Source organism: Exiguobacterium sp. s48 (assembly GCF_018617395.1).
In the GTDB taxonomy this organism is placed as follows: Bacteria; Bacillota; Bacilli; order Exiguobacteriales; family Exiguobacteriaceae; genus Exiguobacterium.
The window spans coordinates 113,274-127,082 of sequence record NZ_JACSKC010000002.1 but is presented as its reverse complement, the minus strand read 5'-3'; the positions used below and the strand labels follow the sequence as shown (position 1 = coordinate 127,082).

The 13,809-nt window shown below is 47.9% G+C and carries 12 protein-coding genes; 3 read left to right on the top strand and 9 right to left on the bottom strand.

Annotated features, from left to right (window positions below; genetic code table 11):
- Positions 1 to 26: 26 nt before the first annotated feature.
- Genes KNO66_RS10985 through KNO66_RS10975 form a run of 3 tightly spaced genes read right to left on the bottom strand, consistent with a single transcriptional unit; the run spans position 27 to position 3,312 of the window.
- Positions 27 to 989, bottom strand: coding sequence for a 2-hydroxyacid dehydrogenase (locus KNO66_RS10985; RefSeq protein ID WP_214742517.1), 963 nt, complete (start codon positions 987 to 989; stop codon positions 27 to 29).
- A 48-nt stretch (positions 990 to 1,037) separates the two neighbouring features.
- The gene (locus KNO66_RS10980; RefSeq protein WP_214742516.1) at positions 1,038 to 2,180 is read right to left on the bottom strand and encodes a YcjF family protein; all 1,143 of its coding nucleotides are present in this window, start codon (positions 2,178 to 2,180) and stop codon (positions 1,038 to 1,040) included.
- A gap of 13 nt (positions 2,181 to 2,193) precedes the next feature.
- Entirely contained in the window at positions 2,194 to 3,312 is a 1,119-nt protein-coding gene (locus tag KNO66_RS10975; RefSeq protein ID WP_214742515.1) for a GTPase, read from the bottom strand.
- Between the two features lie 80 nt (positions 3,313 to 3,392).
- On the opposite strand from KNO66_RS10975, the gene KNO66_RS10970 reads away from it, so the two are divergent.
- Both KNO66_RS10970 and KNO66_RS10965 read left to right on the top strand, forming a co-directional pair.
- Positions 3,393 to 3,782 carry a VOC family protein gene (locus KNO66_RS10970; protein ID WP_214742514.1) on the top strand — a complete coding sequence of 130 codons (390 nt, stop codon included), beginning with the start codon at positions 3,393 to 3,395 and terminating at the stop codon, positions 3,780 to 3,782.
- A 93-nt stretch (positions 3,783 to 3,875) separates the two neighbouring features.
- A complete protein-coding gene (locus tag KNO66_RS10965) occupies positions 3,876 to 4,676 on the top strand; it encodes a formate/nitrite transporter family protein (RefSeq protein ID WP_214742513.1) in 801 nt (266 codons plus the stop codon).
- A gap of 50 nt (positions 4,677 to 4,726) precedes the next feature.
- Here the strand turns inward: KNO66_RS10965 and KNO66_RS10960 are convergent, their stop codons facing one another.
- The 6 genes from KNO66_RS10960 to KNO66_RS10935 all read right to left on the bottom strand — a co-directional run bounded on the left by KNO66_RS10960 (position 4,727) and on the right by KNO66_RS10935 (position 9,839).
- Positions 4,727 to 6,199 carry an alanine/glycine:cation symporter family protein gene (locus KNO66_RS10960; RefSeq protein ID WP_214742512.1) on the bottom strand — a complete coding sequence of 491 codons (1,473 nt, stop codon included), beginning with the start codon at positions 6,197 to 6,199 and terminating at the stop codon, positions 4,727 to 4,729.
- Between the two features lie 267 nt (positions 6,200 to 6,466).
- Positions 6,467 to 6,634, bottom strand: coding sequence for a hypothetical protein (locus tag KNO66_RS10955; RefSeq protein WP_015880321.1), 168 nt, complete (start codon positions 6,632 to 6,634; stop codon positions 6,467 to 6,469).
- Position 6,635: 1 nt separating this feature from the next.
- Positions 6,636 to 6,839 carry a YwbE family protein gene (locus tag KNO66_RS10950; RefSeq protein WP_015880320.1) on the bottom strand — a complete coding sequence of 68 codons (204 nt, stop codon included), beginning with the start codon at positions 6,837 to 6,839 and terminating at the stop codon, positions 6,636 to 6,638.
- Between the two features lie 57 nt (positions 6,840 to 6,896).
- A complete protein-coding gene (locus tag KNO66_RS10945; RefSeq protein ID WP_214742511.1) occupies positions 6,897 to 7,235 on the bottom strand; it encodes a hypothetical protein in 339 nt (112 codons plus the stop codon).
- A 54-nt stretch (positions 7,236 to 7,289) separates the two neighbouring features.
- Entirely contained in the window at positions 7,290 to 8,945 is a 1,656-nt protein-coding gene (locus KNO66_RS10940; protein WP_214742698.1) for a glycoside hydrolase family 13 protein, read from the bottom strand.
- Positions 8,946 to 9,077: 132 nt separating this feature from the next.
- Positions 9,078 to 9,839, bottom strand: a complete 762-nt coding sequence (locus tag KNO66_RS10935; protein ID WP_214742510.1) for an alpha/beta hydrolase — start codon at positions 9,837 to 9,839, stop codon at positions 9,078 to 9,080.
- Positions 9,840 to 10,212: 373 nt separating this feature from the next.
- Here KNO66_RS10935 and KNO66_RS10930 point away from each other — a divergent pair, with 373 nt between their 5' ends.
- The gene (locus tag KNO66_RS10930; RefSeq protein ID WP_214742509.1) at positions 10,213 to 13,719 is read left to right on the top strand and encodes a lamin tail domain-containing protein; all 3,507 of its coding nucleotides are present in this window, start codon (positions 10,213 to 10,215) and stop codon (positions 13,717 to 13,719) included.
- The last annotated feature ends 90 nt before the right edge of the window (positions 13,720 to 13,809 follow it).

Below are 13,809 nucleotides of genomic sequence, written 5' to 3'. Positions count from 1 at the left end.
GCCTGACGCCATGCGTCAGGCTCTTGTTACGTCAATCGATTCTTCGGTTCTTTCCCTTCGAGCACATTCGTGATAGCATCTCGGTTCAATGCCATCATCGCCAAACGTGTTCGAATCGAGGCACTTCCGATATGAGGCAACGTCGTCACATTCGAAAGCGTCAACAGCGGATGATCAAGGTTGACCGGTTCTTTCGTGAACACGTCGAGTCCCGCTCCCCAAATCTTTTTCGCCTCGAGCGCTTCATACAAGGCTTGTTCGTCAATGATCTCTCCACGAGCGACATTGATGAAAATCGAGGTTTCTTTCATTTTGGCAAACTCTTCGGCTCCGAGCATACCACGCGTTTCATCTGTGAGCGGTGCGAGAACGACGACGAAATCAGATTGCGCCAATAGTTCATCGAGTTCTGCATAAGTGAATCCGTACATCGACTCGGACTCATGGCGTCGTGTCCGGTTATGGTATAGAACTTCCATGTCAAATCCGCGTGCCCGACGTGCGACAGCTTCACCAATTCGACCCATCCCGATGATACCCAATTTTGCTTGATAGAGATCCATCCCAACGTAACCCATCGGTAGCCAAGATTTCCACTCACCAGCGCGCAAATCACGTTCCGCCTCTCCGAGACGTCGTGCCGTCATCATCATGAGCCCAAACGTCAAATCTGCGGTCGTTTCCGTCAAGACATCCGGTGTGTTCGTGACGATGACACCATGCTCTTTCGCTGCGTTCAAATCGATATTGTTATATCCGACCGCCAAGTTCGAGACGACCTCTAAATGCGTGGCACGCTCAAACACGTCACGGTCAATCGTATCACTGAGCATCGTCCAAAGCGCATGCGCAGATGACGCTTCCTCTAGTAGCACCTCCCGTGGCACACTTTCCCCCTCATGCTCCCACATATGCACATCGTATCGATCACGAAGCGGTTCGACTGCCTCTTCCGGCAAGCGACGCGTAATATAGATTCGTTTTTTCATCTTTCTCCCCCTCTCTACACTTACCTGTAGTCTACCAAACAGGAGACGTTAAGAGGGTCGATCCGACTTCGGAGTCTGCTTCAAAAACTGTTCAAACAATGACCCGAACTCTTGATTTAACAATTGTTCAATCGTTTTCGAAGAGTCTAGCGCGTTCCGATAAGCGATTTCGTTAATGGCGAGCCCGATTGCCCACGTGATTCCTGATGCGACGGTCGCGTTGATGACACCGGCTGCCGCGTTAGCTCCCGGGAAAAATTTCATGACATTTAACAGTAACGTCTTCGACAAGGTACGACCGATTTGTGGAATAATCGTGCTTCCAATGAGTGTCTTCAGTAAATCGTCACTCGCTTTGACACCCCAATAGCGAAACAGATGGACGCTCATCGTCACCTGAATCGGCGTCAATGCAACGGCATCTGCAAAGGGGAGGGGCACTGCAGCGGCCGTCCCCGCGCTGGCCACATAGCCTGAAATAATTCGATTCGCCTTCTTACGCTTTAACTTGAGCATCGCTTCACTCTCGGCGTGAATCTCCATCAAAAGCCCTTCCTGCAAAGAAGCATCTAGTTGTTCAACCGACCATACGATCAATCGTTCCCAATCCACGTATTGTCGCAATGCTTCATCGTTCAATATTTCCGAAGAAATGCTGACTTGGAATATGGCCTCTTCGGGAACGAGTCCATTCAGTTCATTTCGTAGTGCCGTCAGTTCATCTAAATCAACCTGGTCAATTTGTGTGAATAAGACAGCGACTGCGGTTGATTCACGCAGGCGGCGAATCAGGGTCTTGTCTAGTGGCGTGACACGTTTGGTTGCAGCATTGATGGTATACCAAACGAGATGGATTCGTTCCGATGCCTCTTGCCGGGATGCTCTTTCCACGAATCCTATGACTTCTTCTTCGTAATGTTGTTGTCTAGCACTTCCGATTTCATAGCCTTCACTATCGAATAAGGTGACTGCAATATCATCACTCTTATATTGATGAATACCTCGTGTGACGGGTTCCCCGGCTGCCACTTTCGTCAAATCACGTCCAAACACATAGTTCACGACAGAGCTCTTCCCTGCTCCTGTCGCCCCTGCAATCAAGATATTTGGCTTTTTGACGTTGCCACGTAGTCGCTCAAGCTCCGCCTTTACATCATAATCCTTAAAATTAAATCGTTTCGTCGATTCCATTCAAGTCTCCCCCTTATGAGTTGAGCGTGCGACCAAGTTGACGCATCTCGCGCTCAAAACCACGTCGAATCTCTTCTTCAATCGTTTGTCTTACGGATGCGTATTGCTGTTCAATCGCTTTTTTAATTCCTCGCTCTGCCGTCCGACGCTTGAATGCCCAGTAGATGAAATGTACCCCAGGAATCATTCCAAGTACCATCTTCCGAACGGTTTTTCCAAATGAATAGTCAAACCCAAGTTCGACACGTCTTGATTTAAACAATCGGTCTGCCTGCTCACCGACTAAAGGATAACGTTGCATGAGTTGAATATAGTGGCGTACCCCTTCTGCCATCGCCTCTTCCGTCGTCACGGCAGCCTGTTCGAGTGTTTTTTCTAAATCTTTTTCAATCTTTCGGGCTTTCCAGCTAATCATCACTTGGGGAGTCAGCATACGAATGGTTTCCGCTGAAGCGACACTACGAACTCGCCATTCCTCCAATTCCTCTAATAAATGGTTGGTCAGATTTATAGGAAGCTTGCGTTCAATGTCTCTCCATAAATTTGTCCGATTCCGCCTCCAGACAGTCTCATATCCACTCACCGGGACGCGCTTACCCGTCAGTAACTTCTTTTCGACGCTATTGACTCGAATGATATTCTCTTCTTCGATGGGAAGCTCACGTAACAATACCTGTTCCATCGCCTCCGCTTTTTGTACACTCATCGGGTCGTCTTCGTTAAAGTTGGTCAGTATGAGCGTGACGTTGCTCCCACGTTCATATAACGGCTTTAAAATCGCCTCGAGCTCATATGCCTCGACACGTCCCGACTGTACGGATAGTAAATAGTAGATGGTGTGAAACCATTCTGCGATATCGAGCGCCCCTTCACGCTCATGAACGATGGATAGAATCGCGCGGTGCCATTCCTCTGACCGGTCCGCTTCAAGTCCCCATGTATCAAAGAAACGAAATAAAATACCTCGTTCTAAATCGTAATACTCGTATTCGTGAAGCCCTTCTGCCGTGACCGGACTTCCGGCACGCGATTCGGCGACGTCATGTCCGTAAATATAGTTGATGAACGCACTCTTTCCAACGCCGGTCTTTCCAGCGATTAAAATATTCGAGACGAGCCCTGTCCGATCCATATGCTTCCTCCCCCATACGTTGTATAGTTCAATTATACCGAACGGACCGTTTTCAAACGTCCATCGAAAGGATGATTCTCATGCTTCACCATGTTGAGCTTTATGTTTCGAATCTACATAAGAGTGTAGGTGCCTGGGAATGGCTTCTCTGTGAACAACTTGGATACACAATCTACCAATCTTGGCCGGAAGGACGGAGTTATCGTTACGGAGATACATATCTTGTGTTCGTTCAAACGAAAGAGGATCATCTTACGCCACCCTATCACCGGAAGAAAACCGGTTTGAACCACTTGGCGTTTCATGCATCCTCGCTCGCACAACTAGAAGAAATCCGACGACAGCTCACGGCTCGTGGTTTTCACGAACTGTATGCGGACCGCTTTCCTCACGCAGGTGGCTCGAACTATACAGCACTATTTTTTGAGGACCCGGACCGCATCAAAGTCGAACTCGTGGCGACAATGTGAACGGTTTCATAAGAACTTTTCAAAAGTTTGTGAAAACAATTGCAAACTCGACGTCAACCTCCTAGACTGAAAGGGTCTAAGGAGGTCTTTTTCATGGAAAAACCAGTCATCGATTATATGGAAGAAGCCGCGTTTAAAAAATCGTCACTGCTTCAGCATTCATTTCCCCAATATATGTTGCGATCCATCATCGCCGGTTTTTTGATTGGGATTGGCGTTGTCTTTTCATTTACTGTCGGAAATATGTTCATCGACACACCTGGTACGATGCTCATCGCCGGTGCCAGTTTCTCAGTCGCGCTCGTCTTCATCGTTTGGATGGGAGGAGAATTATTCACGAGTAACACGATGTATCTCTACACCGGTGCAAAACGAGGACGTGTCGCTTGGCTCGACCTCGTCAAAATATGGGGACTCAGTTGGGTTGGTAACCTGATTGGTGCCGTCATTCTGTCCCTGCTCGTCATCGGTGCTCACAGTATGGGTGACGTGACGAGTGACCACTTGCTTGCCGTCGTCGCCTCAAAAAAAATCGGTGGGGATGCCCTCGCCATATTCTTAAAAGGAATCTTATGTAACGTGCTCGTTTGTTTGGCCATCTTCATGCCATTAAAATCAAACAACGACGTCGCAAAGATCATGCTGACGATGATCCCAGTCGTTGTATTCTTTGCCGCCGGATTCGAGCACTCGATTGCGAACATGGGCGTCTTCGCCCTTGCGCTCCACTATGTACCGTCGGACCTCATCACCTTCAGCGGTGCCCTTTATAATTTGTTCTTCGCCACACTCGGAAATATTGTCGGTGGTGCCTTATTCGTCGCCGGAAGTTACTTATATTTGAACAAATCAGAGACGGATCAAGCCGTCAAACCGATGCGTCATCACGCATAAAAAGACAGGGACCCCGATTAGCAGGGTCCCTGTTTGTTTCGTTTCAAAAATTAAGATTTTGAAGAGTCGGCAGCGGCTGCTTGAACAGTACCTTGTGCCACTTCGTCTTCTTCCACGTCCCAGCACTCTGTGTTCTCGATACCGAGTTTACGAGCCGAGAAGCGTGGGTTGAGACCTTGAGCACGTTGCTCCTCGTAGTCTTTAAGAACTTTGAAGGCAACGCCACCGAGCAATGTGATGGCCGCGATGTTGATCAATGTCATCCCTGCCATGAAGAGGTCAGCGAGACTCCAAACGAATCCGAGGCTTGCAACCGCTCCGATGAAGACGAATGCCATTGTCGCAAGACGGAATCCGAGAACTGCACCTTTACTCTTCTTAATGAATTCGATGTTCGTTTCACCGTAGTAGTAGCTTCCTGCAATCGAGCTGAAGGCGAACAAGAAGACGCTGACAGCGATGAAGGCTGGAGCAAGTGCCCCGATTTGTTCAGTCAATGCGTTTTGAAGAAGGACAATCCCTTCACCATTCCCAGCAGCGTAGCTGTCCGAGAGAAGGATGATTGCTGCAGTTGCTGTACATACGATCAACGTATCCAAGAATACACCGAGTGATTGAAGGAAACCTTGTTTCGCAGGGTGCGATACTTCAGCTGCTGCTGCTGCGTTTGGTGCAGAACCCATACCTGCTTCGTTCGAGAAGAGTCCACGACGGACACCCATCGAAATCGCAGCACCGATTGAACCACCGACTGCTTCGTTCAAACCAAATGCGCTTTGGAAAATCATAGCGAAGACGCCTGGAAGTTCAGCGAAGTTCACAACGACAACGTAGAGTGCGATGGCAAGGTAGAGAACAGCCATGACCGGTACGACGATTGCCGAGAAGTTCGCGACACGTTGCACACCACCAAAGATGACAAGACCAGTAAGAACGACCAAGATTGCTCCACCGATTGCTGCATCGATTCCGAATGCATTATCGAATGCTGCAGCGATTGTGTTCGATTGAACAGAGTTGAAGATGAGTCCGAATGTGACAGCAATGAGAACCGCGAATACGATTCCAAGTGCACGGTTGTTTAAACCTTTTTCGATGTAGTAAGCCGGACCACCGCGGTACGCGACATCGTCTTTCACTTTGTATACTTGAGCGAGCGTGCTTTCAATCATGGCTGTCGCACCACCGAGAAGGGCGACGATCCACATCCAGAAGACCGCTCCCGGTCCACCAAGTGTGACCGCTACCGTGACCCCGGCAAGGTTACCTGTACCGATTCGAGTCGCGGCACCGATAAAGAATGATTTCATTGAAGAAATACTCTTACCATCTTTCGCTGGCGTCACGTCCGATTTATCTGTAATCGTCCGGAACATTTCTTTTAAGTAACGGAATTGCATAAATCGTGTTCTGATCGTGAAGTAGATCCCAGCTCCAACGAGCACGGCGATCAATACGTACGACCATAAGATGTTGTTCAAAAAGTCGACGCTTCCCTGTAGCAAACCTTGAATCGCTTCCATGAATAAGTTCCTCCCTGTTGTGTAAATCTGAAGTTGAGATTTTTTATGATGTCTTAGTTCTGAATTATACAAAGATTCTGACAATTAGCAATAATTTTTTTGTAGGTAATTTCACTCTTATTTCACATTAGACAAGCTAGATTCCTTATTTATAAACATTTAAAGCGCTTACATAAAAATGTTTAGAAATATTAAATCATGATTATATTTCATAATAATGAAACGAACATTCAAAAAAACAGCCACTCTATTCGAGTAGCTGCACGTTTAAATACCAGTACGTTTCTTCTGGTTATTCGGTTTTTTCGTCAATTGGCTCGTCAACGGCTTCTGTTTTGTACCGTGTAAACCTGTCGGAACCTTTGTTTGGTTTTGCTTCTTTTCTGCCAGCTTTTGTTTCATCGCTTCTTGAAAAGATAATTTTTTCTCGCTCATCTTACTCACCTCCAGCTTCGATCACTTTCACACGACCGACCTGTCCATCGCTCAAACGCACTTTGATTCCGTGCGGATGACGTGGCGAGTTCGTCAATATATCTTGAACGACGCCTTTCGTCAACTTCCCGCTTCGTTGATCTTGTTTCAAAACGATTTGGACGTGGAGTCCTGGGCGAATGTCAGCACGTTTCGTTCCATCCATACCCGACACCCCTTTCCATTTAGTCAATCTCTATCATATGCTCTTTTCCCTCATTTGTCACAGCCTATTCCAAATGCCGATTTGTCGTATTGGGTCCGTTATGTAACTTTGATCGGTCTGCAATGTCTGCATCGAAAGGGGCTCGCGAAACTCAATACGTACTCCTCGACGTGAAAAGAAGATGTCGATGATCTCGTTTTCGTCTACATCGCAAAGTGTCGCTGTTCCTTGAAGAGCATGAAAAGCTTCCGCGAATGCTTCCCCGAAACGGAGATATGCTGTCACGGATGTCACGATACGGCTTTCCCCAATCTTTAACGTCACATGTTTGCGATTGGCACTCACAATCACGATCTGTACCGTATCGTTTCCATTCGAAAATTCAATCGTATGCATCCACACTCCACCTCTCATTCAAAAGAGGTACCCTCCTCAGAAGGTACCTCTCTATCATAAACGATATAACCGTGCTGCAAATGGTCGAAGCATGAACGTTTCCGTATCAATCATTTCCGGGTCAATCTCATTCGTCATGACAAGCGTAGCACCTGCAATTTCCGAAATCGTCACTTCTGCCGGATTGGCGGTCAAGTTGACGACCACGAAGAAACGGTTATTCTCAAACGTACGTTCATAGACGAAGGCTTGCTTATGCTCGGGCAAGACGTCGCGATAACGACCATACGTGAACGTCTCCTCAGCTCGACGAAGACGGATCATCTCCTTATAGAACGACAGGATGGAGTGTTGATCGTTCTGTTGCGCCTCGACGTTGAGCGTCTCATACTCTTCATGAATCGGCATCCATGGGGTCGTCGTCGAGAAGCCGGCATATGGTGAGGCATCCCACTGGATCGGTGTCCGGACGTTATCACGAGATGTCCCCCACACTTGTTGCATCGAGTCGATTTCACTCATCCCGTTCGCGATCCGTTCGAAGTACTCGTTTTTTGTCGCGACATCATCATAGTCATGAATGGACGGGAGCGGCACATTCTTCATCCCGATCTCTTGCCCTTGGTAAATAAATGGCGTCCCGTGCATGAAGAAGTACATCATCCCAAGCGCCGTGGCACTTTCACGCCAATAATGATGCTCATCCCCGACGAGCGAGACAGCTCGCACCATGTCATGGTTTTCAATGTATAAAGCATTCCATCCTGTCTCACGTAATCCTTGTTGCCACTTATCGAAGATTCGCTTCAACTCAACGACATCGAGCGGTGCAAGACGTGACCGTCGCATGATATCGACATGATCAAAATGAAAGGCCATGTTCATCGCACCATTCTCTGGTCCCATCCATTGGTCGGCTTCTTCCGGTTCAATGCCGTTCGTCTCCCCAACGGTCATAATGTCGTATTTAGAGAACGTTTCTCGCTTCATCTCTTGTAGATATTCATGAATTCCATCAATGTTCGAATACATCGAAAAGGCCGTAACGATCGGCTTTCCATCCGGAGAAGGGAGCATCGTCTCCGTCGGCATCTTTTTAATATGACTGATTGCATCGACACGGAATCCGTCGACCCCTTTGTCGAGCCACCAGTTGATCATGTCATAGACAGCCGTTCGAACGTCATGATTCTCCCAATTCAAATCGGGTTGCTTTTTCGAGAAGACGTGCAAGTAATATTGGTCGGTCGGTTCGTCATATTCCCAAGCGGAACCGCCAAAGATACTGGCCCAGTTGCTCGGCGGCATCCCATCTTTCCCGTCTCGCCAAATGTACCAATCCCGTTTTGGATTGTCTTTCGAACTTTTCGATTCAAGGAACCATGGATGTTCGTCCGACGTATGGTTGACGACGAGGTCGAGCAATAGCTTCATCCCCCGTGCATGCACGGCCTCTAGAAAGGCATCGAAATCTTCCATCGTTCCGAACTCATCCATAATGTCTTGATAGTCACTAATATCATATCCGTTATCATCGTTCGGTGATTTGTACATCGGACAAATCCAAATGACATCAATTCCAAGGTCTTCTAAGTAATCGAGCTTTTCAATGATTCCACGAAGGTCACCGATTCCATCCCCATTCGAATCGTTAAAACTCCGTGGATAAATTTGATAGGCGATGGCCTCTTTCCACCATACACGACTGATTTCTGTTTGTTTCGTTTGGCTGAACAACGTCTCCATACGGCACCGTGCCTCCTACAATAAGGTATGATTCACATCTACCATAGCACTAGTGCAAGCGTTTGCAAAGAATCAGTCCACAAAAAAATGCAGTTTTTACACTGCACTTCGATGGCGCGCCCCAACCTGTTCACAGAAGGTCGTGATCAGCTTCGACAAATGCTTCCAATCATGGTCCATCGTCGCGACGTGATACGAGTTCGGAAGCACCGCGTATTTTTTTGTTCCTTGTAACTGATCAAACAGCCACATGGAGTCGGAAGGTGGAACCACGTTGTCGACAGCAGAATGGATGACATACGTCGGCACATCAACCGCTCCGACGTGCGGTCGCACCTCGTCAATCAGTGAAAGCAATTCCCGAATCGCCCTAGTCGGCACACGGTCATAGACAATCTCATATACATCTTCTGCCAAGATGTCAGGCGCGTCTTCATCGATAAATCGACAGTCGGTATCCGCCGCATGACACGCATATCCTGGTACCGATAACGCAGCGTTGATCGTTACAACCGCATCCGCCTTTCCTTCAAGTGCCGTCTTGAGTGCCAACGTTCCACCCATGGACTGACCGACGACAATGATTGTCTGACAAGATTCACGCAATCTCTCAATTCCTTCAATCACACTTTTATACCAACATCGATGCGTTGAGCATCGAAAGTCTTCTGGGTCTGTTCCGTGTCCCTTTAAGCGAGGAGCATAGACCGTAAACCCTTGCTTCATCAGCTCAATTCCAACGTCTTGTACACTCTGAGGTGTTCCGTTAAAGCCGTGGCAAAGCAAAATACCAATTTCGTTTCCTTCATAATAAAACGCACCTGCTCCAGGAATGACTGGGTAGTTGACTGCTTTCATTAGTGCCTCCTTTTAATTCACACTTAACCGATACAATTAATTCGTATTAGAAGAGTGTAAAAGTTATCGAGACAACCGTCAAGTTCTTCCGACCACATTCACCTTGTAATCAAAATGTAATCATAACTTCGTATTTAGTGGATTGAGTTCTGACGTCTGCTTGGTTATGTTTAACATGTAGTAAAAAACTTGGGAAATGAACGTGCCATTTTTGACAATACACGAATAATTTTTCAAGAGATTCGTCACAAGAAAAGTAATGTAAGCGCTATCATGTCGTTTTTTTGAAAAAAGAGGATATAAATTCACTTATTTATGACGACATGAGTTGGGGAAATCGGATTAGACCATTACATCTAAGGGAGACTTACACATGGGGAAACCAACACAATCATTTAAGGCAGTCACTGGCCTCGCCTTATCAGCTGGACTCATCGTCAGCAGTGTGACACCGATTGCGGCAAACGTACACGCTGAGACATTAAACGCATCAGACCTTTTCATTTCGGAGTACGTAGAAGGATCAAGCAACAACAAGGCCATCGAGTTGTTCAACGGAACGAACGCGACAATCGACCTTTCTGCTTACAAAATTGAACTGTATTCAAACGGAGGTACGACGGCCGGCAACACATTGAATTTGACGGGCACACTCGCACCAGGGGCTACATATGTCATTGTGAACGGTAGTGCATCGGACGCATTGAAAGCAAAATCGAATACGGTGAGCGCCGTGACGAACTTCAACGGGGATGACACGATCATCTTGAAAAAAGGAGACACGGTTCTTGATGTCTTCGGTCAACTTGGATTCGATCCAGGAACAAAATGGGGAACGACCGTTGCGACTGCTGACCAATCGCTCATTCGTAAAGACACGATTACAAAGGGAGACAGTGATGGCAGTGATGCCTTCGACCCGGCTGTGGAATGGACATCGACACCACAAGACACGTTCGATAACCTCGGAAAACATACATTCCAAGGTGTCGAATACGGAGACGGCGGTACAACGGAACCTCCTGCACCGATCACACCGATTTCAATTGCTGATGCACGAACAAAAGCAGAAAATGAAACGGTCACAGTCAAAGGAGTCGTTACGGCTAAATTGGCGAACACGATTTCGATTCAGGATGCGACAGGTGGTCTTTCCATCCGTCCGACGTCTCTTGCCGTCAACGTTGGGGACGAGGTCGTCGTCACAGGCGTCGTCGGTTCATATCGTGAACTTCTTCAATTAAACAGCGCTGTCGTTGTTTCAAAACAAGCAGCGACGCTCCCGACTGCCCAAGTCGTCACAGGGGAACAAATCAACGAAGACGTTGAATCAGAACTCGTCACCGTTCAAAACGTCACGCTCACAGGTAGCGGCCAAAACTTGACAGCAACCGACGGAACAAAGGAGTTCATCGTTCGTGATGAACGAGGCATTCTTGATTTGCAAACGGACGTGAACTATTCATCGATCACAGGAATCGTTCAACAGTTTGACGATACGTACCAGATCATCCCACGCGACCCATCGGACACGGTCATCGATACGTCTGTTCTTCGTCCCGCCGTCGCAAAACCAGGTGCCGGTACATTCGTCGGAGCACAAGACGTCACGCTCTCGACAACGACAGCAGACGCTGAGATCTTCTATACGCTCGACGGCTCTGACCCGAAAGAGAACGGACTTCGATATGCGAACCCAATCCACATCGAAAACTCGACGACGTTGAAAACGGTCGTGAAAACAGGAGACACATTTAGCGCCGTCTCCACGTTCTCTTATAAAATCACAGATAAAATCCGTATTCATGACATCCAAGGAGCGAACCATGCATCTCCGATGAACGGACAGACGGTTGAAGGCGTAGAAGGAATCGTCACATCGACGTTCGTCTCGAGCGGGACAACGTATTACTTCATTCAAACACCTGATGCTGAGGCTGATGACGATGCACGTACGTCTGAAGGAATTGTCCTTTACGGTGGACGTTCGATTGCGGGTATTCAAGTCGGTGACCTCGTCAAAGTGAACGGAAAAGTGAGCGAATACGCGATTGAAGGATACAGCGATCGCCAACAGACGGATATGAAGATGACGCAAATCGATACGCGTAACGGAAAAGTCGAAGTCGTCGCGAGCGGCGTGACCCTTCCGACACCGATCACAATTGATGCTTCAAACCTCCCGACCGAGTTTATCGACAGCGATAACCTCGCCGTCTTCAACCCGGAGAAGGACGCCATCGACTTCTGGGAGAGCCTTGAAGGAATGCGCGTTCAAACGAACAATTTGAAGTCGGTCGGACCGCAGGAATATGGTGACTTGGTCACTGTTCTCGAAGATACGCCAACAGAAACATACAATGGCGGCGTCTTATTGAAAAAGAACGACGCGAACCCAGAACGTATTCAGTTCCGTCTCGAGCCGAACGCGGAAGCGCGTGATTTCGATGTGGCGACAGGTGACCGTTTCAACGGACCAATCGTCGGTGTCGTCGGCTATTCATTCGGTAACTATAAGATTCAAGCTTCACTCGAAGATATGAAAGCTGCCTTCGTCAAAGGTGATGCACAACGTGAGAAGACATTCATCGAAGCAGAAGAAGATCAATTGACGATCGCCTCTTATAACTTGGAGAACTTCTCAAATAACATCAAAGAAACATCGGATGAGAAGGCACTCAAATTGGCAAAAGCGTTTGTCAACGAATTGAACAGCCCTGACATCATCGGTGTGACAGAAGTACAAGACAACGACGGACAGGACAAAGGGGCAGGTTCTGCCGCTGACCAGAGCTATCAACGCTTAATCGACAATATCGTTGCTGTCGGCGGGAAAACGTACAAGTACGTCAACATCGACCCTGAGAACAACCAAGATGGTGGCGCACCGGATGCCAATATCCGCGTCGGTTTCTTATATGATCCGGAACGCGTATCGTTGACAGAAGGAATGCCTGCCGGTGATGCGACGACAGCTGTCGGATACGCTGACGGCAAGTTGACGTATAACCCAGGACGCATCGACCCGACAAACGAAGCGTTCGATCGCTCGCGTAAACCGCTAGCGGCTCAATTCGACTTCCAAGGCGAGAACGTCATCGTGATTGCGAACCACTGGAACTCAAAAGGTGGCGACACTGGTTTCTTCGGCTCACAACAACCGGTCGTACTCGGAAGTGAAGTGCAACGCAAGAAAATCGCACAAGTCGTTCACAACTTCGTGGCAGACGTGAAGACGAAGAACCCGGAAGCGAACGTTGTCGCACTCGGAGACTTCAATGATTTCGAGTTCTCGGATGCGCTCCAAATCTTCAAAGGCGACTTGATGACGAACATGGTCGAGAAGGTCCCTGCTGTTGACCGTTACTCGTATGTGTATCAAGGAAACTCCCAAGTACTCGATCACATCCTCGTCTCGAACCGCTTGGCAGCTTCTACAAAGATTGATATGATTCACGTCAACTCGGACTTCACTGAGATGTCAGGTCGCGCGAGTGACCACGATCCGGTCCTTGCACAGATTGATTTCACACCAGAACCTGAAGTCGAATTGACACGCTATACCGTTGAAAATCATCCAGCGGCACGCCTCGTCCTTCAAGAGGATTACATCGGCGTGACAATCGGAAAAGGCACGAACTTCAAAAACGGAATCTTCGTTCGTGGCGTATACACGGAATTGACAGGAGACCCATTGAAAAACGTCGTCGTTCAAGTGAAACCGAAAGAAGCCGGTGCCATCATCGACTTCAAAGGTGCGACGGTGAAAGAAGTGATTGTTGACGGGAAGAACCTTGCCGAGATTCACGGGGCAAAAAACGTCCAACGTATCACGTATACGAAAGGCGCTTCTCCTTCATCGATCATCATCAAGAAATAACATGTTGAACCGCAGACACATCGTCTGCGGTTTTTTTGGTTTTACCTCTCTTGAAGCGGGGATAGAGAGGAAGATACTGAATCATGGAGG

Coding starts and splice junctions, on each gene's coding strand:
- KNO66_RS10930 (WP_214742509.1), top strand. CDS start 10,213: ATGGGGAAACCAACACAATCATTTAAGGCAGTCACTGGCCTCGCCTTA.
- KNO66_RS10945 (WP_214742511.1), bottom strand. CDS start 7,235: ATGCATACGATTGAATTTTCGAATGGAAACGATACGGTACAGATCGTG.
- KNO66_RS10965 (WP_214742513.1), top strand. CDS start 3,876: ATGGAAAAACCAGTCATCGATTATATGGAAGAAGCCGCGTTTAAAAAA.
- KNO66_RS10980 (WP_214742516.1), bottom strand. CDS start 2,180: ATGGAATCGACGAAACGATTTAATTTTAAGGATTATGATGTAAAGGCG.
- KNO66_RS10960 (WP_214742512.1), bottom strand. CDS start 6,199: ATGGAAGCGATTCAAGGTTTGCTACAGGGAAGCGTCGACTTTTTGAAC.
- KNO66_RS10950 (WP_015880320.1), bottom strand. CDS start 6,839: ATGGATGGAACGAAACGTGCTGACATTCGCCCAGGACTCCACGTCCAA.
- KNO66_RS10935 (WP_214742510.1), bottom strand. CDS start 9,839: ATGAAAGCAGTCAACTACCCAGTCATTCCTGGAGCAGGTGCGTTTTAT.
- KNO66_RS10955 (WP_015880321.1), bottom strand. CDS start 6,634: ATGAGCGAGAAAAAATTATCTTTTCAAGAAGCGATGAAACAAAAGCTG.
- KNO66_RS10970 (WP_214742514.1), top strand. CDS start 3,393: ATGCTTCACCATGTTGAGCTTTATGTTTCGAATCTACATAAGAGTGTA.
- KNO66_RS10975 (WP_214742515.1), bottom strand. CDS start 3,312: ATGGATCGGACAGGGCTCGTCTCGAATATTTTAATCGCTGGAAAGACC.
- KNO66_RS10985 (WP_214742517.1), bottom strand. CDS start 989: ATGAAAAAACGAATCTATATTACGCGTCGCTTGCCGGAAGAGGCAGTC.